21 protein-coding genes are annotated in these 20,486 nt (G+C 62.6%); 17 read left to right on the top strand and 4 right to left on the bottom strand.

The window, feature by feature from the left end:
• Positions 1 to 163 precede the first annotated feature (163 nt).
• On the top strand, positions 164 to 1,780 hold the full coding sequence (gene cimA / locus ACT53S_RS07075) for a citramalate synthase (protein ID WP_476066424.1): 1,617 nt from the start codon (positions 164 to 166) through the stop codon (positions 1,778 to 1,780).
• A 42-nt stretch (positions 1,781 to 1,822) separates the two neighbouring features.
• Here cimA and ACT53S_RS07070 read toward each other — a convergent pair whose 3' ends face one another.
• On the bottom strand, positions 1,823 to 2,998 hold the full coding sequence (locus tag ACT53S_RS07070) for an MFS transporter (protein WP_476066423.1): 1,176 nt from the start codon (positions 2,996 to 2,998) through the stop codon (positions 1,823 to 1,825).
• Positions 2,999 to 3,101: 103 nt separating this feature from the next.
• Between ACT53S_RS07070 and ACT53S_RS07065 the strand changes: the two genes are divergently transcribed.
• Entirely contained in the window at positions 3,102 to 4,007 is a 906-nt protein-coding gene (locus ACT53S_RS07065) for a LysR family transcriptional regulator (RefSeq protein ID WP_476066422.1), read from the top strand.
• A gap of 221 nt (positions 4,008 to 4,228) precedes the next feature.
• On the top strand, positions 4,229 to 5,125 hold the full coding sequence (gene rarD / locus ACT53S_RS07060) for an EamA family transporter RarD (RefSeq protein WP_113378018.1): 897 nt from the start codon (positions 4,229 to 4,231) through the stop codon (positions 5,123 to 5,125).
• Positions 5,126 to 5,140: 15 nt separating this feature from the next.
• Here rarD and ACT53S_RS07055 read toward each other — a convergent pair whose 3' ends face one another.
• Entirely contained in the window at positions 5,141 to 5,761 is a 621-nt protein-coding gene (locus tag ACT53S_RS07055) for an LOG family protein (protein ID WP_476066421.1), read from the bottom strand.
• Positions 5,762 to 5,919: 158 nt separating this feature from the next.
• Between ACT53S_RS07055 and ACT53S_RS07050 the strand changes: the two genes are divergently transcribed.
• Together ACT53S_RS07050 and ACT53S_RS07045 are read left to right on the top strand one after the other, a co-directional pair.
• Complete coding sequence (locus ACT53S_RS07050; protein ID WP_476066420.1) at positions 5,920 to 8,073, top strand: LysM peptidoglycan-binding domain-containing protein; 2,154 nt, start codon at positions 5,920 to 5,922, stop codon at positions 8,071 to 8,073.
• A gap of 115 nt (positions 8,074 to 8,188) precedes the next feature.
• On the top strand, positions 8,189 to 10,078 hold the full coding sequence (locus ACT53S_RS07045) for an ABCB family ABC transporter ATP-binding protein/permease (protein ID WP_476066419.1): 1,890 nt from the start codon (positions 8,189 to 8,191) through the stop codon (positions 10,076 to 10,078).
• Between the two features lie 16 nt (positions 10,079 to 10,094).
• Here ACT53S_RS07045 and ACT53S_RS07040 read toward each other — a convergent pair whose 3' ends face one another.
• Positions 10,095 to 11,378, bottom strand: coding sequence for a GGDEF domain-containing protein (locus ACT53S_RS07040; protein ID WP_476066418.1), 1,284 nt, complete (start codon positions 11,376 to 11,378; stop codon positions 10,095 to 10,097).
• A 221-nt stretch (positions 11,379 to 11,599) separates the two neighbouring features.
• On the opposite strand from ACT53S_RS07040, the gene ACT53S_RS07035 reads away from it, so the two are divergent.
• From ACT53S_RS07035 to ACT53S_RS07025, 3 genes are all read left to right on the top strand, one after another.
• Positions 11,600 to 12,298, top strand: coding sequence for a phosphatidylserine decarboxylase (locus ACT53S_RS07035; RefSeq protein WP_113378013.1), 699 nt, complete (start codon positions 11,600 to 11,602; stop codon positions 12,296 to 12,298).
• Positions 12,299 to 12,309: 11 nt separating this feature from the next.
• The gene (pssA, locus tag ACT53S_RS07030) at positions 12,310 to 13,170 is read left to right on the top strand and encodes a CDP-diacylglycerol--serine O-phosphatidyltransferase (RefSeq protein WP_113378012.1); all 861 of its coding nucleotides are present in this window, start codon (positions 12,310 to 12,312) and stop codon (positions 13,168 to 13,170) included.
• Positions 13,171 to 13,366: 196 nt separating this feature from the next.
• A complete protein-coding gene (locus ACT53S_RS07025; protein WP_162750546.1) occupies positions 13,367 to 13,504 on the top strand; it encodes a hypothetical protein in 138 nt (45 codons plus the stop codon).
• 18 nt (positions 13,505 to 13,522) lie between these two features.
• Here the strand turns inward: ACT53S_RS07025 and ACT53S_RS07020 are convergent, their stop codons facing one another.
• Positions 13,523 to 14,287, bottom strand: a complete 765-nt coding sequence (locus tag ACT53S_RS07020) for an SOS response-associated peptidase (RefSeq protein WP_476066417.1) — start codon at positions 14,285 to 14,287, stop codon at positions 13,523 to 13,525.
• Positions 14,288 to 14,417: 130 nt separating this feature from the next.
• Here ACT53S_RS07020 and ACT53S_RS07015 point away from each other — a divergent pair, with 130 nt between their 5' ends.
• From ACT53S_RS07015 to ACT53S_RS06975, 9 genes are all read left to right on the top strand, one after another.
• A complete protein-coding gene (locus ACT53S_RS07015; RefSeq protein WP_142069790.1) occupies positions 14,418 to 14,843 on the top strand; it encodes an NUDIX hydrolase in 426 nt (141 codons plus the stop codon).
• 1 nt (position 14,844) lies between these two features.
• Positions 14,845 to 15,276 (top strand): TIGR02301 family protein, encoded by a 432-nt coding sequence (locus tag ACT53S_RS07010; protein WP_142069792.1) that lies wholly within the window; start codon positions 14,845 to 14,847, stop codon positions 15,274 to 15,276.
• Between the two features lie 96 nt (positions 15,277 to 15,372).
• The gene (locus ACT53S_RS07005; protein WP_162750548.1) at positions 15,373 to 15,630 is read left to right on the top strand and encodes a hypothetical protein; all 258 of its coding nucleotides are present in this window, start codon (positions 15,373 to 15,375) and stop codon (positions 15,628 to 15,630) included.
• A 20-nt stretch (positions 15,631 to 15,650) separates the two neighbouring features.
• Entirely contained in the window at positions 15,651 to 16,400 is a 750-nt protein-coding gene (locus ACT53S_RS07000) for a hypothetical protein (protein ID WP_476066416.1), read from the top strand.
• Positions 16,401 to 16,506: 106 nt separating this feature from the next.
• A complete protein-coding gene (gene ygfZ / locus ACT53S_RS06995) occupies positions 16,507 to 17,346 on the top strand; it encodes a CAF17-like 4Fe-4S cluster assembly/insertion protein YgfZ (RefSeq protein ID WP_476066415.1) in 840 nt (279 codons plus the stop codon).
• 6 nt (positions 17,347 to 17,352) lie between these two features.
• Positions 17,353 to 17,979 (top strand): HD domain-containing protein, encoded by a 627-nt coding sequence (locus tag ACT53S_RS06990; RefSeq protein WP_113378177.1) that lies wholly within the window; start codon positions 17,353 to 17,355, stop codon positions 17,977 to 17,979.
• On the top strand, positions 17,976 to 18,512 hold the full coding sequence (locus ACT53S_RS06985; protein ID WP_476066414.1) for a tyrosine phosphatase family protein: 537 nt from the start codon (positions 17,976 to 17,978) through the stop codon (positions 18,510 to 18,512). Before ACT53S_RS06990 ends, ACT53S_RS06985 begins: the two co-directional genes overlap by 4 nt.
• Positions 18,509 to 19,489 carry an NUDIX hydrolase gene (locus ACT53S_RS06980; protein WP_476066413.1) on the top strand — a complete coding sequence of 327 codons (981 nt, stop codon included), beginning with the start codon at positions 18,509 to 18,511 and terminating at the stop codon, positions 19,487 to 19,489. The genes ACT53S_RS06985 and ACT53S_RS06980 overlap by 4 nt, the downstream gene beginning before the upstream one ends.
• Before the next feature lie 56 nt (positions 19,490 to 19,545).
• Positions 19,546 to 20,451, top strand: a complete 906-nt coding sequence (locus ACT53S_RS06975) for a mechanosensitive ion channel family protein (RefSeq protein ID WP_476066412.1) — start codon at positions 19,546 to 19,548, stop codon at positions 20,449 to 20,451.
• The last annotated feature ends 35 nt before the right edge of the window (positions 20,452 to 20,486 follow it).

Here is a 20,486-nt window from a genome sequence, read left to right as displayed (position 1 = left end):
CTTGTTTCACCCCCACCCGCCGCTTCGCGGCGACCTCCCCCCTCAAGGGGGAGGTGGGGAGTACGACGCCCGCAGCCACCACTCTCCCTCCCTGTGGGGAGATGTCACGCAGTGACAGAGGGGGTAATTCCCCCGCAGCGAAAGTTTTCGTAAGGACAACAGCATGACACGCGACAAGATCACCCTGTTCGATACGACGCTCCGCGACGGCCAGCAGACGCCGGGGATTGATTTTTCCGTCGAGGACAAGATCGCGATCGCGACCATGCTGGACGAGTTCGGCTTCGACTATGTCGAGGGCGGCTATCCCGGGGCGAACCCGACGGACACGACCTTCTTTTCCAGGAAGCGGACGAAACAGGCCGGCTTCGTCGCCTTTGGCATGACCAAGCGTGCGGGTGTCTCCGCCTCCAACGATCCGGGGCTGACCCAATTGCTGCAGGCCAAGGCGGACGCCATCTGCCTCGTGGCCAAGAGCTGGGATTATCACGTGAAGGTGGCGCTCGGCTGCACCAACGAGGAAAACCTCGAAAGCATCCGCGACAGCGTCAAGGCCGTGGTGGCTGCCGGCAAGCTGTCCATGGTCGACTGCGAGCACTTCTTCGACGGCTACAAGGCCAATCCGGACTATGCCATCGCCTGCGCCAAAGAAGCCTACGACGCCGGCGCACGCTGGGTCGTGCTCTGCGACACCAATGGCGGCACGCAGCCGCCGGAGATCCGCGAGATTGTCTCGGCCGTCATCGCCTCCGGCATCCCCGGGTCCTCGCTCGGCATCCATGCGCATAACGATACCGGCCAGGCTGTTGCCAATTCACTCGCGGCCGTCGAGGCTGGCGTGCGGCAGATCCAGGGGACGCTCAACGGCATCGGGGAGCGCTGTGGCAATGCCGATCTCGTCACGATCATCCCGACGCTCTGTCTGAAGGAGACGTATTCGTCGCGCTTCGAGACCGCGATCGACCGGGACAAACTCGTCGGCCTCACCCGCCTGTCTCGCGCCTTCGATGAACTGCTGAACCGTTCGCCGAACCACCAGTCGCCTTATGTCGGCGGCTCGGCCTTTGCCACCAAGGCCGGCATCCATGCCTCGGCGCTGCTCAAGGACCCGAAGACCTACGAACATGTCGAGCCGGAAAGTGTCGGCAATTTTCGCAAAGTCATGGTGTCTGATCAGGGCGGCAAGGCGAACTTCCTCAACGAACTCAAGCGTCGCGGAATTTCGGTTGCCAAGGACGATCCCAAGCTCGACACGCTGATTTCCGTCGTCAAGGAACGGGAAGCCTCGGGTTATGCCTATGAGGGTGCGGATGCGAGCTTCGAGCTTCTGGCGCTGAAGACGCTCGGCACGGTGCCGGACTTCTTCGCAGTCGAAAGTTTTCGCGTGATGGTCGAGCGACGTTTCGACAGCCATGGCCGACTGAAGACGGTTTCCGAAGCCGTGGTGAAGGTTCTGGTCGAAGGCGAGACCGTCATGTCGGTCGCCGAGGGCGACGGCCCGGTCAACGCGCTCGACATCGCGCTGCGCAAGGATCTCGGCAAGTATCAGTCGGAAATCCTCGATCTGGAGCTGGCGGATTACAAGGTGCGTATCCTGAACGGCGGTACGGAAGCGATCACCCGCGTGTTGATCGAATCCACCGACGCCACCGGCGCCCGCTGGTGGACCGTCGGTGTGTCGGAAAATATCATCGACGCCTCCTTCCAGGCGCTGATGGATTCGATCGTCTACAAGCTGATGAAGAACCGCGAACTGGCCGGCAAAATCGCCGCCGAATGAGGGCGGCGATTTCTTCTCTCTGAAGGGCTGGCTGCGACCTGATCAGGCCGCGACGTGTTCCTCACATGACCTTGGTCGGTCGAGACGGGTTGCAGTGATCGACAGGACCAGCGCTGCCAGCGGAAACGCGGCTGCGACCAGCGGCAACAGCGTGAGCCCCGGCCCGCTCTCGATCGCGATGCCGCCAACCCAGGCGCCGATGGCATTGCCGAGATTAAAGGCGGCAATATTGAAGCTCGATGCCAGCGCCTGGCCTGCCCCTTCCGCCTTCTCAAGGACACGCATCTGCAAGGGTGCGACCGTTGCAAAGCCTGCCGCACCGACAAGGCCGACAAAGGCGACGGTCAGGATCTTGTTGTCGAGGACCACGGTCATTGCGGCGAGCGACAGCGTCAGGACACCCAACGTCACCAGCACGGAGCGGTCGAGGTTGCGGTCGGCCAACTTTCCGCCGAGGAGATTGCCGACGATCAGACCAACCCCGAAAACCAGCAGGATTGGTGAGACGGCCGTTGCCGAGAAGCCCGTGACCTCGGTCAAAACCGGGGCGATGTAGGTGAAGACGGTAAAGACGCCGGCATAACCGAGCACGGTGATCGCCAGGCCGGCGAGAACCTGAGGTCGGCCCATGGTGGCGAGATCCGAGCGCCAGTCCTGCGCCTCCGGCTTCTGCGCATCGCGCGGTAGGAAGATCGCGAGCACGACGAGTGCTGCGATACCGACCAGGGCCACGGCCCAGAATGTCGTGCGCCAGCCATATTCCTGGCCGAGCCAGGTGCCAAAGGGTACGCCGGCGATGTTGGCGACCGTCAGACCAGTGAACATCACGGCGATGGCAGATGCCCGACGCTCGGGTGCGACCAGCCCTGTCGCGACGACCGACCCGACACCGAAAAAGGTGCCATGGGCGAGCGCTGCAACCAGCCTTGCGGCCATCAGCATCTCGTAACTGGGCGCGAGCGCACAGGCGATATTGCCGATGGTGAAGATCACCATCAGCGCAATGAGCACCGTCTTGCGTGGCCAACGGCTGGACAAAGCAGTCAGGATCGGCGCGCCGAACACGACACCCAGCGCATAACCGGAAATGAGCAGACCTGCTGCGGCGATCGAGACGCCGAGATCGGCGCCGACGTCGATCAGCAGGCCCATGATGACGAATTCAGTGACGCCGATGCCGAAGGCACCGACGGTCAGGGCATAGAGGGCAAGAGGCATGGAAGTGCGTCCTTGTTGAAATGGGATGCACAGCAGATAGACAGAGCAGGCCGGGTGAAATAGTCTGCGATCAATCACATCATTCATGAATTGAATTCACACTATGGCGCGGCAGGACTTCAATCGATCCGGCGAAATGGAAGTTTTTGTGCAGGTGGTGCAGCAAGGCGGCTTCTCGGCTGCGGCACGCTACTTTCGCATGACGCCCTCGGCGGTCAGCAAACTGGTGGCCCGGATGGAAACGCGGCTCGGGACAAGACTGGTCAACCGCTCCACCCGCAAGCTGCTGCTGACGCCTGAAGGGCGGACTTTCTACGAGCGCTCGGTGCGGATACTCGCCGACATCGAGGAGGCGGAGCGGAGTGCCGCAAATCTCGACGATCCGCGCGGTCTGATCCGGATCAACACCAGTGCCGCTTATGGCACGCATGTTCTTGCGCCGATCCTCGCGCGCTTTCTGGACCTCTATCCCGGTATATCAGTCGAAGTCGTTCAGACGGATCTGGTGGTCGACCTCCTGGCGGAACGGGCAGACATCGCCATCCGCGCCGGCGCCATGAGCAATTCCAGCCTGGTCGCACGAAAGCTCGGCGACACGCCCCTCCTCATCGTCGCCTCGCCGGCCTACATCGCCCGCCATGGCATGCCGGAAACAGCGGCCGATCTGGAAAAACACAACCGGCTGGGTTTCGGCTATGTGCGGGCACTGCGCGAATGGCCGGCACCACAAGGCGAAGCAATCGTGCAGGTCCCGGTCGCGGGACGGGTCAGCGCCAGCGACGGCGAGGCGCTTCGGCATTTTGCCATTGGCGGTGTCGGCCTGGCGCAACTGGCCCGCTTTACGGTGGCTGAGGATCTGAGGGCGGGCCGGCTGGTAACGGTGCTTGATGATCCCCGCACCCGACGTGTCGAGCCGTTTCATGCTGTCTATGTTGGCCAAGGCGGCCATCTGCCGGCGCGCATCCGCGTCATGCTCGACTTTCTTGCCCAGCATGGACGTGTGTCCTGACCCACAGCATTTGCCGCCGCGCCTTGCCTCATCCGCTGCAATCCCGGGCGTTTCGTCTCATGCGCTCATGGCTTTGTCCGGCGGTTCAGATCGGCAGACAGGACATCTGACCCCAGCCATTGATCGCCGCAAGTGAAGGATCCATCAGTGAAATGCATTTGCGCCCGCTACCTCGCGGGCGTATGGCCGTTTCCAAAGCATAACAAAAGTCAGGAAACACCATGGCCGATGCCCCGATGCCCGCAGAGAACAAGGACAGTCTCAACGGCTTCCTCTTTGCCCTCTCCGCCTATCTGCTGTGGGGCTTTCTGCCGCTCTACATGAAGGCGCTGGCCCACATCTCGCCGGCGGAGGTGATCGCGCACCGTATCATCTGGTCCATCCCGGTTGCCGGCCTGCTGCTGATTATCCTGAAACGAACCGACGACCTGAAGAGGGCTATGCGCAATCCGCGCATGCTCGGCATGGCCGCCGTAACCGCGACGCTGATCAGCGTCAACTGGGGTATCTATGTCTGGGCGATCGGGGCCGGCCACGCGCTCGATACAGCGCTGGGCTATTTCATCAACCCGCTGTTCTCGATCCTGCTCGGTGCGGTGATGCTCAAGGAAAGGCTGAAGCAGACCCAGGTTGCAGCCCTTGCCCTCGTCGTCGTCGCCGTCGTCATTCTCACGGTGGAAGCCGGGCGCTTGCCGATCGTCGCCTTGGCGCTGACCTTCTCCTGGGGCTTCTACGCCTTCTTCCGCAAAACCCTGCCGATCGGGCCGAACCAGGGCTTTCTGCTGGAAGTGCTGCTGCTCGCGCCGTTTGCGCTCGGCTACCTCGTCTATCTGAACCTTCAGGGCGGCGGGCATTTCCTGACGGGCAATACGATGGACACGGTGCTACTCGCCTCGGCGGGGCTGGTGACGGCCGTACCGCTGATCCTATACGCCAACGGGGCGAAGCTTCTGCGCCTGTCGACCATCGGCATCATGCAGTATATCGCACCGTCGATGATCTTCATCACGGCCGTCTTCGTGTTCAAGGAACCCTTCAGCCCGGCCAAGGCCATCGCCTTCCCGCTGATCTGGGTGGCATTGGTGATCTACACACTGCCGATGCTGAAGCGCCGTTGAGGCGCTTCTTCGGTCTCAGAGCTTGGCAATGGTTGCCGGGTCGCCTTCCGGTGCCTCGGTCTCTGCCCATCGGGCCTTGATCGCCGGCACGATGTCCTCGATCCGGTCGATGACCATGGGCCGCACGCGGTGCGCCGTATGGATGAAGCCGGAGGCCGACATGTGGTCGACGAGTTCCAGCATCGGCTTCCAGAATTCATTGACATTGGCGAAGACCATCGGCTTCTCGTGACGGCCGAGCTGGCCCCAGGTCATGATCTCGACGATCTCCTCCAGCGTGCCGATGCCGCCGGGCAACGTCACAAAGGCATCCGAGCGCTCGAACATCGCGTGCTTGCGCTCATGCATGTCCTTGGTGATGATCAGTTCGTTGAGCTGGCCCAGTGAATGGCGCGTCGCTTCCATGTCGACGAGGAATTCGGGGATGATGCCGGTCACATGGCCGCCGGCCGAGAGCACGCCCGAGGCAACAGCCCCCATGATGCCCTTGGTGCCGCCGCCATAGACGAGGCGCAGACCGTTTTCGGCCAGCGACCGGCCAAATGCGCGGCCCGCTTCCATGAAGGCAGGATCGCGTCCCGGCTGGGAGCCACAATAGACGCAGACGGATCGAATCGGAGTTTTTTGTTCGCTCATGCGGGCCAAAAAACAGGCTGGCGGCAGCAAGGTCAACAAAATTGGCTGAAAACCCGATGCAAGCCGGGCGGAATCGGGTCGCGACGCTTGTCGAAACAAGCGGTTAAGGCTAGCAATTCCAAGGGATATGGCGGCTGTTCCGCCGGGAGACTTGAGATATGAAGAACCGTGCCCTCTGGGTGGTCCTGCTTGTACTTGCCATCGTGACACTGCTGATGGTGTTTGTCATCATGCCACGGCTGAACCAATCGAGCGATACGGCGCCCGCGATCAGCGCGGCCACCGATGCGGTGAAGTCCGCCGCCGATCAGGCCGCGCAGACCGCCGAGACCGCCACGGCCAACATCGCCGATGCGGCTGCGGAGAAGATGGATCGCCTTAAGGCCGATGCCGTAAAGGCTGTCGACGGCATCACCGCCCTCTTCGCAGACGGCCGCACGCCGAGTGTCGAGGCCTATAGCGCGGCCAAAACGCTGGCTCAGGGTGCGGTTCAGGCTCTGTCTTCGATCGAAATGCCCGAAGGTCTCGATGCCAAGCTCACGGATACGATGAAGGCCCTGCAGGCAGATGCTGCTCGCGCATTGGCGCTGATCGAGCAACTGCCCGACGACCCGGCCAAGGCCGCAGGACTGATTGCCTCGATCAAGGACGCATTGCTCGGCAAGCCGGTTGAGACTGCGGCTGCTCCGGCGGAAGCCGCAGCGTCCGAGTTGCCACGGTTCGACGTCCTCCGTGTCGAGCCGGATGGCTCCACGGTCATCGCAGGCAATGCGGCTCCGGGCGCGAAGGTTGAAATTCTCAACGACGGTGCGGTGATCTCGTCGCAGACCGTCGATGGCACCGGCGACTTTGCTGCCGTGCTCGACAATCCGCTGCCGCCCGGCGACCACGCATTGCAGATCCGGGCAACCGGTGCCGACGGCAAGTCCGTGACCTCGGAGGAAGTCGCGACCATTTCCGTGCCCGAAGGCGGCAAGGGCGAATTGCTGGCCATGGTTTCGACGCCGGGCAAGGCAAGCCGCCTGATCACCCTGCCGGGTGCCGCCGATACGGCTGCCGCGCCTGCCGCGACACCCGCTGCCACGGCACAAACCCAGCCGGCCGTGGCCGCCGCATCGGAGGCCACCACACCGGCCGCCGATAGCGCTGCTCCGGGCGCTACCGGACTGCCGGAACTGCCGGCGGCATCGAGCCAGCTTGCCGGCTCGGCGCCGACCATACCGGCCAGCGGAACGGACGTTTCGGCTGCGCCCGCCGCCGCACCGGCCACCGAAACGCCGGCTGCGAACACGACGCCGGCCGTTACAGCGGCTGAAGTCCAGGTGACCGCCGTCGAGATCGAAGGCGACCGGATCTTCGTTGCAGGCAAGGCACCCGTCGGCTCCACCGTCCGCGGCTTTGCCGACAAGGCGACGATCGGCGAGAGCAAGACCGATGCCAGCGGGCATTTCGTCATTGACGGAACGATGGCGCTGTCTGTTGGCAACCACATCATCGAAGTGGAACTGCTGGATGCCGCCGGCAAGGTGGTCGTGCGCGCTTCGGTTCCGTTCGAGCGACCGGAAGGCGAGCAGGTCTCGGTCGTGGCACCCGCACCCGACGCCAATGCGGGTCAGGCGGCACCGGAACAGGCGGAGTTCGAACGTCTGCGCATCTCGCTCACCAAGGCGCTGACAATTCTCGAAGGCCTTTACGCCAATGGCCAGAAGCCGGCGCTGGAACAGCTGGCAGCGGCGCGTTCGGCGACCGAAATCGGCCTGCAGTCGATCATCGACTTCCGTGCCGGCACAGCTGCCGCGCCGGAATTCAGCGCCTCCGTCGCCGCCCATGGCGCCAAGGCGAAGGAGGCACTGGCACTTCTGCAATCGGTTCCGACGGGTGACGTCGACGGCTTCGGCACAGTCTTGCCCAAGCTCGTTGGGCTGATCCGCGGCCTGCTCGACCAGCCGGCACTTCAGGCTGAAACACCGGCCTCTCCGGCCCCTGCCCCCGCCGCCCCGGCTGCCGCAGAGGCTGTTTCGCCGCCGGCCGCCAGCGCGGATGCATCGACCGAGCCGAAAACCATCCAGCAGGCGCCGCTGGCCAAGAGCGACAACAGCGTGATCATCCGTCGTGGGGACACGCTGTGGCAGATCTCGCGGCGTGTCTACGGCCAGGGTGTCCGCTACACCACCATCTACCTCGCCAATGAAAACCAGATCCGCAATCCGGACCTGATCGCACCGGGCCAGATCTTCACCGTTCCGAAGGATGCCCTGCCGAATGCCGAGGAAATCCACCGCAAACGTCTGCGCGGCGAACCGGTGAACTGAGCTTTCACGATCCGGTCATTGTATTGGGGCAGACAAAACCCTAATTGACGAGAGCGGCGATCCGGCGGGGTCGCCGCTTTTTATCTATCCAGGCAGTGGACTGACGGGGGCGGGCATGGCGGACAAAAAGAAGAAAACCGTATCGGCCGACGCCGGCAATCCGACGGAGACGCTGGTCAATCTCTGGCCTTACATGTGGCCAGCCGATCGCATGGACCTGAAGATGCGGGTGGTCTGGGCCACCGTTTTCCTCATCGTGTCCAAGTTCGTGCTGATCCTCGTCCCCTATTTCTTCAAATGGGCGACAGATGCACTGAACGGCAGGCTCGACATGGCGGGCATTCTCCCCGCCTTCCTGCTTGGTGCCGTCGCGCTCGTGGTGTTCTACAACGTCACCCGCATCCTGCAGGTCGGCCTCAACCAGTTGCGCGACGCGCTGTTTGCCAGCGTCGGCCAGTATGCCGTGCGCCAGCTCGCCTACAAGACCTTCGTGCACATGCACCAGCTGTCGCTGCGCTTCCACCTGGAGCGCAAGACCGGCGGATTGTCGCGCATCATCGAACGCGGCACCAAGGGCATCGAAACGATCGTACGCTTCACGATCCTCAACTCGATCCCGACCCTTATCGAGTTCCTGCTGACGGCTGCGATCTTCTGGTGGACCTACGGCTTCTCCTACCTCGCCGTCACCGCCTTCACGGTCTGGACCTATATCTGGTTCACCATCCGGGCATCGGACTGGCGTATCGGCATTCGCCGCGCAATGAACGACAGCGACACGGATGCCAACACCAAGGCGATCGATTCGCTTTTGAACTTCGAGACGGTCAAATATTTCGGCAACGAGGAAATGGAAGCCAAGCGCTTCGATGCCTCGATGGCGCGTTATGAAAAGTCGGCGACCCAGGTCTGGACCTCGCTCGGCTGGCTGAACTTCGGCCAGGGCGTGATCTTCGGCATCGGGACCGCCGTGATCATGGTGATGTCGGCGCTTGCCGTGCAGCGCGGCGATCAGACGATCGGCGACTTCGTCTTCGTCAATGCACTCCTGATGCAGCTCTCCGTGCCGCTCAATTTCATCGGCTTCGTCTATCGCGAAATCCGCCAGGGCCTGACCGACATCGAGCAGATGTTCGACCTCCTCGAAGTCGAGGCAGAGGTCGTGGACAAGCCGGGTGCGGCTGCACTTTCGATCGACAAGGGCGCTATCGCCTTCAAGGACGTGCATTTCCACTACGATCCCGATCGGCCGATCCTCAAGGGTGTTTCCTTCGAGGTGCCGGCCGGCAAGACCGTCGCTGTGGTCGGCCCGTCAGGTGCCGGAAAATCCACGATCTCCCGTCTGCTCTACCGTTTCTACGATGTGCAGCAGGGATCGATCACGATCGACGGCCAGGATGTGCGCGAGGTGACGCAGAAGTCGCTGCGCTCCGCGATCGGCATGGTGCCGCAGGACACCGTGCTGTTCAATGATACGATCGCGTACAATATCCGCTATGGCCGGCCCGGCGCGTCGGACGCGGAGATCGAGCAGGCGACCGAGGTTGCCCAGATCGCCCGTTTCATCAGAGAATTGCCCGAAGGCTACAACACGAAAGTGGGCGAACGCGGTCTGAAACTCTCCGGCGGCGAAAAGCAGCGCGTGGCCATCGCCCGCACCGTCTTGAAGGCACCGCCGATCCTGATCCTCGACGAAGCGACCTCCGCGCTCGACACCACGACCGAGCACGAGATCCAGTCGGCCCTCGACGTGGTCTCGAAGAACCGCACAACGCTTGTCATCGCACACCGGCTGTCGACCGTCGTCAATGCCGACGAAATCATCGTGTTGAAGGGTGGCGAGATCGCCGAGCGGGGCAGCCATGCCGTGCTGCTGGAGCAGAACGGGCTTTACGCCTCAATGTGGAACCGCCAGCGCGAGGCCACTCAGGCCGAAGAACGTCTGCGGCAGGTGCGGGAAAGCGACGAACTGGGCGTCGTTGTGCGGCGGCCACCGGCGGTCTGATACGACGGCACGTGCTTTACCCGGCAATGTGGAGCTGGTTACGCCCCCCTCGTTTTGCTTGGTAGAGCGCGATATCGGCACGACGTAACGCCTGATCGATCGTCTCGTCCGACGGATTGAAATAAGCCAGTCCGCCGCTGATCGTGCCGGCCGCGCCGGCACCGGTCTGAACCTTGCAATAGCGGGCGATGTCGCTGCGGGCTTTTTCGAGCATGTCACGGGCGGTCGCGACGGATTTTCCAGAGAAGAAGACGAAGAACTCCTCGCCGCCGGCGCGGGCGACCAGCATGCCTTCTGCCTCCTGCTGGCGCAGCGCGTCGACGATCGAACACAAGGTGACGTCCCCTTCCGCGTGACCCAGTTCATCATTGATCGATTTGAAATTGTCGATGTCGATGACGGCGACCGCGAGCACGTCCTCCCGCCCTGCGGCTGCGATCGTTTCGGATGCGACCTGGAAGAACTTGCGGCGATTGGCGGCATTGGTGAGCGGATCCCGCTCGGCGGCGTCCATGAGCCGTGATTCGAGTTCCTTGCGCTCCGTGATGTCGATGACCACGCCGGCGAGGCCGCGAATGTCGCCCTTTTCGGAATCAAGGCGGGCCTTGTGCACCATGATGTGGCGCATGCCCGTATCCGGCAGGCATACATCCGTTTCCGTCCGCATCACTCCGCCCTGGCGCAGCAGTTTCAGATCGGAGGCATGATAGGCTTCGGCGGTGTCCTGCGGCAGGAACTCCTGCAGCCGTCGCCCGAGGATATTCCTTCTGTCCACGCCGAGAAAACGGCCAAAGGCCGCGTTGCAGACGAGATAGCGCCCGTTGACATCTTTCACATAGATGGGCGTCGGGAGATGATCGAGGCCATATTGCCAGATGTCCAGCTTGTCCTGCATTCCCTGCAGCCAGCGTTCATGTTTCTCGCGCAGTTCGAGGTGGCGCTTGGCGCGCATCAGACAGGGGACGAGTTGTTCCATGTCCTGCTCGAACAATATGTCGTCCGCACCCGCCTCGAAGAGATCGCCCTGCAGGGCGGGATCGGCCTCAAGGGCCGTCACCGCCACCAGATAGACGGCGTCCCGATGAACCGCGCGCAGTTCGCCAACTTCCCTGCCGCGCAAGGTCGCATCGGCTGAGACGAAACAGACCGCGCCCTGAGCGACGAAGCCGGGATCGGAGACCGAGACCGCACGCAACGGTTCAAGGATTGCAGGCTGTGCGCGGCCGGTGGCCGAGAACCAGCACAAACCATCTGCAGATCCGGGGTCCGGCAGGTCTTCATTCTTCAAAGCAGGTTGCAATTCGAGATCCTTGGGCGGAAGCGAGACAGCGCTCGCTACAACAGGCACCCTTTTTTTAGGGTGTAATTATTTACAGAATCTCGCCAGCCGGGTGCTTGTGACATCTTTTTTCACAAAGCTTCGAAATCGCGAGGAACGCAGTTGATTTGCCAGCCGGCATTGCCCCTGCCGGTCTTTCGGGGTAGTCACGGGCAACCGTTTTTCTAACGATCGAGGAACTCATGGATCTGCTGGAAACCATACGCAAGACGATCGTGCCGGTGCACAAGGAAGGATATCCTTTCATCGCGGCCTTCTTCGTCGCGTCGCTGGTGCTCGGCTGGCTCTGGGACCCGTTGTTCTGGGTCGGCCTTATCCTCACCCTCTGGTGCGCCTATTTCTTCCGTGACCCGGAACGCGTCACACCGCAGGACGACGATCTGGTGATCAGCCCCGCCGATGGCCGTGTCTCCTCCGTGCAGATGAGCGTGCCGCCGGAAGAGCTTCATCTCGGCCGCGAACCGATGCTGCGCATCACCGTTTTCATGAACGTCTTCAACTGCCATGTGAACCGTGCGCCAATGCGCGGCCGCGTGACGACCATCGCCTACAAGGAAGGCGAGTTCCTGAATGCGGAACTGGACAAGGCGAGCACCGACAACGAGCGCAACGGGCTCGTCATCGAGACGCGGCACGGTGCCATCGGCGTCGTGCAGATTGCAGGTCTCGTCGCGCGCCGCATCATCTGCTGGACCAATCCGAACGAAACCCTCGAAGCCGGCGAGCGTTTCGGTCTCATCCGCTTCGGCTCACGGCTCGACGTCTTTCTGCCGGCGGGCGCTGAACCGCGCGTTTCCGTCGGCCAGACAGCGATCGCCGGTGAAACGGTCCTTGCCGAATTCGGTTCGACCAAGGGTCCGGTCATCAGTCGCCGCGCTTGAGGGAGAGCGAGATGGAGGTGCCGAACAATACGCCTGAGGGCCGCACCGCACCCACCGTGGATCCGAATGCGCGCGGGCCGCGCCTGCGGGAGATTCCACTGCGTCTCGTGATCCCCAACCTGATCACGGTCCTTGCGATTTGCGCCGGTCTGACGGGCATCCGGCTGGCGTTCGAAAACCGGTACGAGCTTGCCGTCTCCATGGTGCTGCTCGCCGCCTTTCTCGATGGCATTGACGGTCGCATCGCACGGATGATGAAGGCAACGTCGAAATTCGGCGCGCAGATGGATTCGCTCGCCGACATCATCAATTTCGGCGTGGCTCCCGCTCTGGTGCTTTATGTCTATGTGCTAGATCAGGCACGCTCCCTGGGCTGGATCGCCGCACTTATCTATACGATCGCAGCCGGTCTGCGGCTTGCCCGCTTCAACGTCATGGCCGACCGCGAGACGAAGGCCCCCTGGCAGTCGGAATTCTTCGTTGGCGTGCCCGCACCGGCCGGTGCGGCTCTGGTGTTGCTTCCGGTGTATATCGGCTTCCTCCAGGTCGAGCTGTCCCAGCCCTTCGCCTATGCAAGTGCAGCCTACACGATCGTGATCGCCTATCTCCTGGTCAGCCGCCTTCCCGTCTGGTCGGGCAAGTCAGAGACCAGCCATATCCGACGCGACTTGGTCTTCCCGATGATCCTGGGTGTCGTGCTCTATGTGGCCCTGCTGATGAGCTTCACCTGGGAGGTGCTGGTGGTGACGGTTATCCTTTATCTCTGCTCGCTGCCGATCGGCGCCCGCAACTGGCACAGGCGCTACGGAACCCTCACGATCGGGGAAGAGAGCGCCGAAAAGGGACTGTCTGAAATCGACCGCGGCGTCTGAAAACCCGCAAAATTTGCCCGAAAATGCCTGCATCCAGCCCCGGCAAGCCGAAAAGCTTGCGCGGGGCTCTCGTTTTGTATCGCTTTTTGCGAAATTTGACTTGAGTCACAGACTCGGTCACGCTTTTGTCATGTTCTCCGCAGAGAGAGCCGCACAACAAAATACCGGGTCAGGAATCATCCAGAGGACAATGACAATGTCGAACGCAAACGAAGCCGAGCAGCAAAAGCCGGCAAACCAGAATCTCGCCGCCAACTACCGACCGCTCGGCTTGAAGGCCGTGGTTGCCGCAGCCCTGATGCTGAAGCGCAAGCCGGCCCCCAAGGTCGCCTGAGGCTTTGGCCTCTCACCGCTAGAACAGGCTCATCTGTCCGTCGCCGGGTTTTGCCGCGGCGGGCTTTTCCTGCCGGGTGCGCGGAACAACCGGCATCTGGAGTTCCGGGCCGACATTGGCCACCTTGTTGACAAGGTCCGATACCGGAATTGCCTCGAACAGGTCCTCCTGCGCCGGCTTCATCAGATCGGCAACGTCGCGCGGCTCGCCGCTGCGGCAATCGAGCCACCGGGTATAATCCTCCGGCGCGATGACGACCGGCATTCGGTCATGGATCGGGCTGATTGCCCTGTTGGCCCCGACTGTGAGAATGCAACCGGTATCGAGCTCGGCTCCATCCTTTGACATGTAGGTTTCCATCAGGCCGGCAAAACAGACGACGCCGCCCTGACGCGGGCGGATCCAGTAGGCTTGGGGCTTTTCGCCGCTTTCCTTCGACGGCCTGTGCCATTCGTAAAAGCCCGACGTCGGCACCAGAATACGCCGATGGCGCATGGCGGCGCGGAACGAAGCCTTTTCGATCGCCGTTTCGGAACGGGCATTGATCAGCAAGGTGAACTCGGCCGGATCCTTCACCCATGAGGGGATCAGCCCCCAGCGGAGGAGAACGGCAAGCCGATCGGGCCTGTTGCTCCCCGGTTCGGTCGGCGGCCCCGCCATAACCGCGAGAATCGGCTGCGTGGGCGCAATGTTGTAGCGTGCCGGGAAGTCTTCCAGCTCCATCAGGCTCAGGATTTCGCGCACCTCTTCCGGGCTCGCGGTCAATGCAAAACGTCCGCACATTTATGTTAGATGGCAGTCCCGGCGGCGAGGGTCAAGCAGCGGTCTGGCTTGCGGGTCCGGCCAAAAGCCGCGATATTCGCCCACGTCGCTGCTTCGTTTGGCAGCCGCCACCGTTCCGGAGCCTTGTCGCATGAGCCAACCCCGCCTCGCCTCGTCTGCCATCGTCGAACGGGCCGGGCGTTATCTTCTCGTGCGCCGCGGCAATCCGCCGGCAGCCGATCTCTATGCCTTTCCCGGCGGTCGCGCCGAGCCCGGCGAAACGCCGGCCGAAACCGCGCTTCGCGAACTCGAAGAAGAGACCGGCATCATCGGGCGGAATCCGCGTCTGTTCGAAACCTACGAACTCCTGCCGGAAGCCGGCGTTGCCGGCAGCCATTATCTGCTGTCGGTCTTCCGCGTCGACGCGGATGGCGACAGCCTGGCCGAGGCGCGCAGCGATGCCATCGATGCCGGCTGGTTCCTTCCTGACGAAATTGACGACCTGCCGGTGCCCCCCAGCGTGCGCGACTGCGTGCAAAAACTCGCTGCGTCATCAACCGCGGAGGCGAGAGGCTGACATGCTGCTTTCTGCAAATCGGCCCGCCATCCTGCTGGCGCTTTCCCTTATGCTTCTGCCGTCTTTCGCCGCAACAGCGCAGGACAGCAGTGTCATCACGCCGGGGCCCGCCGTCGAAACGGAGAAACCGACCCCTTATGACGATCGCCTCGGACGCTTATCGGAGATCGTGGGGGCCGTGCATTACCTTCGCAATCTCTGCAACGCATCCGGCGAGCCTGAATGGCGGCAATCCTTGCAGGCGCTGCTTGAGGCAGAGACCCGGGATGAGCCTAAACGGCGGGCCAGACTGACGGCGGCCTACAACCGCGGATACCGGTCTTTTGCCGCCGTTTATACCTCTTGCACGCCGGCTGCAGTTCGTGCAGAGGAGAATTACCGTAACGAAGGCGCAACACTCGCCACAGAAATTACCGCCCGTTATGGAAATTAACGATTAATTCACCTCTTTTGGCCTCACCCCGTGTCGTTTTGGCAAAAGGCTGATACGGTCGTTAAGACCTGAGTAAGAGTGCTTCGAGGAATGCCCATGGAACCGCGCCGCAACGAGATCGACGACATGATCGTTCACGAGAAGATGCAGGCTGCGTTGGAATACCAGAACGAGGCCTGGGCCGACGGCATGGCGGATGGCATCGAACCTGAAATCATCGCGGATGCCGCCTTTGCGCTGGCGATGCGCGAAACGATCCGCATCCATGGCGAACACGGCGCTGAGGCTATCCTCGACGCACTGAAGACCCGCCTGCTGGCGGGCGAATTCTCGCCCGAGCGTCGGGTCCAGTAAACAGACTGCAGAGGCTTAGAATGACGATTTCTTCGCGGGTCAGGCTCATTTGCTTGACAGGCGCGCTGGCACTATCGGTCACCAGCCTTCCCTTCTCCTGGCCGAGCCCGGCCCATGCGCTGTCCGATATCAAAGACATCACGCCGCATCCGCGGGACGAAGATTCAACCGTCACGCCTGCCCCCCAACCGGGCGAGGACGAAGATCTGACGGACGATGCCTTTCCGGTCATTCCCGATCCCGATCCGCTGATCAAGACTCCGCAGTCGGAAGAGACCGAACCCGCCACTGCCGAGGAGGCTGCGCCCGAGGTCATCTATGACATCGAAAAGGCGCCGGAGCCGGTGCGCCGCATGCGCAAGCTGATCATGGACGCGGCAGCAAGCGGCGATATCCAGGCCCTGAAGCCACTGTTCGATATCGGCCCCGATCAGACACAGATACCGTTGCAAACACCCGAGCAGGATCCGATTTCCGCCCTGAAGGGCCTATCGGGTGACGACGAAGGCCAAGAGATCCTGGCGATCCTGCTCGATGTGCTTTCGACCGGCTTCGTGCAACTGGACAAGGGCACACCGGACGAGGCCTATGTCTGGCCCTACTTTGCAGGCAAGTCACTGGCCCTGCTCTCCCCCCGCGAAAGGGTCGAGCTTCTCAGGATCGTAACCGCAGGCGACGTCGCGGAGATGCAGGAACAGGGCAATTACAACTTCTTCCGGGTCGGCATCAGCCCCGATGGCAAGTGGAAGTTTTTTACCGTCGGTGACTGACGACGTATTCACCGGATCGGCAAACTGTGGGCTGTGATGCCGTGCGCTTGTCGGCTAGACTTGGTGCGCCTAACTGTGCGGGCAGCGCAACATCACGGTGAACCTCATGCCTTCAGCCTTCCTGCCTGACCGATGCTTCATTCATGTTGGCGGTCCGGATGCAGAACATTTTCTGCAGAACCTGATCACCACCGACCTCGGCAGCCTTGCCGAAAGCGAAGCGCGTCCCGGTGCACTTTTGACCCCGCAGGGCAAGATCCTGTTCGATTTCCTGATCTGGCGCACGAGTGACGGTTTCGTACTGGATACCGGTGCTGCGCAGCAGGAGGCTCTGATCCGACGGTTGACGATGTACAAGCTGCGCGCTGCCGTAACGCTGACTGCCGGCGCAGAAACCGGCGCCACCGTCACCTGGGGCGGCGAGGACGAGAGCGGCGTTCTCGATCATCGCTTTGCCCTCGCTGGCACGCCGGTTCGCCGTATGGTCGGCAAGGTCGGTGAGCCCGGCGATGTCTCGGCTTATGCTGCGCTGCGCATTCTCAACGGGGTTCTCGAATCGGGATCCGATTACGCGCTGCAGGACGCTTTTCCGCATGATGTTTTGTTCGACAAGTCCGGCGGCGTTTCCTTCCGCAAGGGCTGTTATGTCGGCCAGGAAGTGGTATCGCGCATGCAGCACCGCTCAACCGCGCGGCGGCGCGCCGTCCTTGTCTCGGCCGATCAGCCGTTGGCGACGACCGGCACGGAGATCACCATTGACGGCAAGCCGATCGGCGCCCTCGGGACCGTTGCGGGAACACGCGGGCTTGCGATCATCCGCATCGACAAGGCCGGCGAAGCCATGGCAAAGGGCGTGCCGGTGCTTGCCGCTGACGTGCCCGTGACCCTTGCCCTGCCCGCGTGGAGCGGTCTCAGCTTTCCGTCCGATGCCGCAGAGGATGCCTGAGGCATGATGGAAACGACCGCCATCTCGGGCCGCGCGTGGCAGCGCATGCTGTCAGGACGCCGACTCGACCTGCTCGACCCCTCCCCGCTCGATGTCGAAATCTCGGATATTGCCCATGGCCTTGCCCGCGTCGCCCGCTGGAACGGCCAGACCTCCGGCAACCACGCGTTTTCCGTCGCCCAGCACAGCCTGATCGTCGAGGACATCTTTCGCCGGTCTTGCCCCAAGGCGACGGCGGACGATCTGATGATGGCGCTGCTGCATGACGGACCGGAATATGTGATCGGAGACATGATCTCGCCCTTCAAAGCGGTCGTGGGCGGTGGCTACAAGGTGGTCGAGAAGCGGCTTGAAGCGGCGATCCATCTGCGTTTCGGACTTCCGGCCCATCCAAAGGCTGCCCTGAAGGACCAGATCAAGAAGGCGGACATGGTTTCCGCCTATTTCGAGGCAACGGTGCTTGCGGGCTTCGCTGAAGCAGAGGCCAGAAAATTCTTCGGTCAACCGAAGGGTTTTACGCGTGACACGATCCTGATTGATCCGCTGCCCGCCTATCAGGCACAGGCAAAATTCCTCGAGCGTTTCGAGGCGATCGAGGCGGAACGGCAGGCTGCAAGCCGGGTTGTTCGATGAGCGCCATCGTCGTTGCCCCCCTTGCCCGCATCGCGGAAATGGCCGTGCGCCACAAGGCGTCGGAGATGATCAGCCTGCTCGCCGCCAACCAGGATTTTCACCGGCCTGCCGTCATTCGCGCGGAGCGGCATCTGAAGCTTGGCATGAATGACATCACCTTTGCCGGCACCGGCGATCTGATCGCGCCGCAGGAAGTGCATGTCAAAGAGATCATCGAGTTTGCCCGCAGTTGGGACCAATCCGCGCCACTCATCGTGCATTGCTGGATGGGGGTGTCGCGTTCGCCGGCCGCCGCGATGATCGCAAGCCTTGCCGTCCATCCTGAGGACGACGACGACGCCTTGGCGCGGCGTCTGCGGGGGGCCTCCCCCTATGCGACCCCCAATATGCGGCTGGTCGAAATCGGCGATGCCATGCTCGGGCGGGAGGGACGTTTTGCTCGCGCGGTGAAAGCGCTCGGCCGGGGCGCGGATACGGACGGCAACCAGCCCTTCGTGCTGCCGCTTCCCGTTCGGGAGCCGGTCGCGCCATGAGTGCGGCGGCCGATATCGAGATCGGCCTCAATGCCGCGATCGTAGCGATCGCAGAGGGACAGCCGCGCCTTCTGGTGGTTCCCGCCGGCCAGAGCGGGCTCGATGCCCTGCCCTTCGGGCCGTTCGACCCCACACGCCACCGAACGATGGAAATGTCGTTGCGCCAGACCGTGGAAACACAGACGGCCTTGCAACTGGGTTACATCGAGCAGCTTTACACCTTCGGCGATCGCGGGCGGCACACCATGCCCGGCGACAGCGGTCCGCATGTGGTCTCGGTCGGCTATCTGGCGCTGACCCGTCTGGAGCCGGAAGGGGTGGCGCGGCTTGAAACCTCGGGGGCTGCCTGGCGCGACTGGTACGGATTCCTGCCCTGGGAAGACTGGAGACAGGGGCGACCGGGCCTGATCGATCAGGTCATTTTGCCGGCCTTGAAAGCCTGGGCCGCAGAACACGTGGACGAGGCGACGCGTGGCCCCGCTATATCCCGCCGTTCTCGGCTCAAACTCGCCTTCGGCCTCGATGACTTTCCCTTCGATGAGGAGCGGGTGCTGGATCGCTACGAGCTTCTCTACGAGGCCGGGTTGCTGGATGAGGCAGTGTCGGACGGCCGTGTCGACCGCCGGCACGTCGCCGTGCCGCTGGGCCGGCCGATGCGACACGACCACCGGCGGATTGCAGCAACGGCGCTCGCGCGGCTGCGCAGCAAGATCAAGTACCGGCCCGTGATCTTCGAGCTGATGCCGCCGCAATTCACCCTCACCGCCCTGCAGGCAACCGTCGAGGCGATCTCGGGCCGCCATTTGCACAAGCAGAATTTCCGGCGGCTAGTCGAAGGCGCCGAACTGGTCGAAGCCACAGGGGAAACACAGGCCGCGACCGGTGGGCGACCGGCAGCCCTGTTCCGCTTCCGGCGGCAGATCGTCGAAGAACGTCCCGCTCCCGGACTCAAACTCGGCGGACGCCCGAGCGGTTGACCCATCGCCTCCGCGCCCCATCTAGCCCTTGTCGTCAACAACACGGGACATGAGGCATGGAGCAACAGGCAAGCGACGTCATACTGGCATCCCAGGCAGCGCTGGCACAGGCGGGCAGGCTTGCGGTCGAATATTCCTTCTCCATCCTCGGTGCCCTGCTGCTTCTTGGCCTCGGCTGGTGGCTGTCGGGCCTTCTCAGCCGGTGGACGCATGCGGGGCTGCTGCAATTGCGCGGCATCGACGAAACGCTCGCTCGCTTCTTCGCGAATGTCGTGCGCTATGCAGCACTGATCCTCGTCTTCGTCACGGTTCTCGGACAGTTCGGCGTGCAAACGGCATCGATCATCGCCGCACTCGGCGCTGCCGGTCTCGCCATCGGCCTTGCCCTCCAGGGAACCTTGCAGAACATCGCGGCGGGCATCATGCTCTTGGTGCTGCGGCCGTTCCGCGTCGGCGAATATATCGACACCGGCTCGATCTCAGGCACGATCGTCGAGATCGGCCTCTTCGCCACCGAACTTCGCACGCCCGACGGGCTGTACCGTCTCGCCCCCAATTCGATCCTGTGGAACGTGCCGATCACCAATTTCAGCCGCCATCAGACGCGGCGTTTCGAGCTCAAGGTCGGTATCGGCTATGAAGACGACATCGATGCTGCGGAAAAGATCATGCAGGATCACGCTGCGGCCGATCCTCGCGTGCTGTCGGACCCGGCCGTTGCCACCCATGTCGATCAGTTGGCAGACAGCTCCGTCATCATCACGATGTGGTACTGGACCAAGTCATCGGACTTCTGGCCGACATCCCGCGCGATGATCAAGAAGGTGAAAGCATCCTTCGACCGGCACGGCATTTCGATCCCCTATCCGCAGGTTACCTATCATGCGGATGCCGCTCTGGCGGAGGGAGGCCCAGCATCGAAAGTCCACCGACCGTCGGACAATCCCCGTACACCGGAGTGAGCCGACTGCCGCCACAGCCGCCCCTCCGGCGTACG

The sequence above is a fragment of the Allorhizobium sp. DMC15 genome (assembly GCF_056314065.1).
This window is presented reverse-complemented; position numbering and strand designations above follow the sequence as displayed.